The organism is Aneurinibacillus danicus (assembly GCF_007991215.1).
In the GTDB taxonomy this organism is placed as follows: Bacteria; Bacillota; Bacilli; order Aneurinibacillales; family Aneurinibacillaceae; genus Aneurinibacillus; species Aneurinibacillus danicus.
This window is the reverse complement of sequence record NZ_BJXX01000275.1, coordinates 1-1,145: the sequence shown is the minus strand read 5'-3', so window position 1 is coordinate 1,145 and position 1,145 is coordinate 1. Positions and strand designations below refer to the sequence as shown.

Genomic DNA, 1,145 nt, shown 5'->3' with positions numbered 1-1,145 from the left:
ATAAGTTGAATTAAATAAATTCTTCTTCTATCCTGTGTTACAATAGAAGCAAACAAACTAGGAACGGGATAGGAGAAATAGACATGAATACTCATCCAACAGAACTGCAAACTGTACAACAAGCGATGAAACAGACAAAAGACAAGCGAATGTATGAACGCTACCAAGCCATTTCTTTATTTCTGCAGGGGTACAAATATGAGCAAATCAGTGCCATCATTGGCCGGAATAAAAAAACGGTGGGCACATATGTCAAAGCCTACCGGGAACAAGGCTTAGAGGGGCTCATGCGCCATGCATCGCCCGGTGCGCCTCACAAACTGACACCAGAACAAGAACAGGAACTGGTAGACATCATCGTCCATCATCTTCCGGTAGATGTAGGATTTGAAGCCCGCTACAACTGGACATTGGCTCTTATTGTAGCACTTGTCGAACAGAAATGGCAGAAAACCTACACCTTACGTGGCATGTCGCGTCTGCTCGGAAGCCTTGGCCTGAGCTACACCAAGCCAACGTATACTCTTGCCCAGGCAGACCCTGAGAAGCAAAGGGTGTTCCGGGAAGAAACGTTTCCTGCTTTTAAAAAAAACTGATGGATGAAGAAATCGCTCATCTTCTGTTTCAGGACGAGTGCATGATTCGTGATTATCAGGCAGTGCAGTACACCTGGTTTCTGCGCGGAAAGCAGCGCATCATTCCGACTTATGGCAAGCATCACGGAGTCAAGCTCATTGGCGTACTGAACTATGAAACAGGCCGCGTACACTGCGTAGAAGAGGAACAATACGATGCAGAAGCTTTTCTGCGTTTTCTTCAGCATGTGCTGAAACAGTACCCGACAGGCAAGATTGTCATGGTGTTAGACAATGCCCGCATTCATCATGCCCGTCTCATTCAGCCTTTTTTAGAAGAAAATCAGAACCGGCTAGAGCTTGTATTCTTGCCGCCTTACAGCCCGGAAATGAACTTGATTGAAGGATTGTGGAAATGGCTGAAAAGTGCCGTCATTTACAATGTGTTCCACAAATCTGTCCAAGACATCCGCAAACATGTACAAGCGTTTATTTCCTCTATTAACCAGATGCCTGAGATAGTCATTGATAGACTTTGTATTAAAATGTAAAAATTAAATTCAACTTATA

General features: G+C 44.4%; 1 protein-coding gene. It reads left to right on the top strand.

Going from position 1 to position 1,145, the window contains the following annotated elements; genetic code table 11:
• Nucleotides 1–83 precede the first annotated feature (83 nt).
• A protein-coding gene (locus tag ADA01nite_RS21705) for an IS630 family transposase (RefSeq protein WP_281286062.1) occupies nucleotides 84–1,126 on the top strand; the annotation gives its coding sequence in 2 pieces (ribosomal slippage) (nucleotides 84–584 and nucleotides 587–1,126; 1,041 coding nt in all).
• Nucleotides 1,127–1,145: the final 19 nt, after the last annotated feature.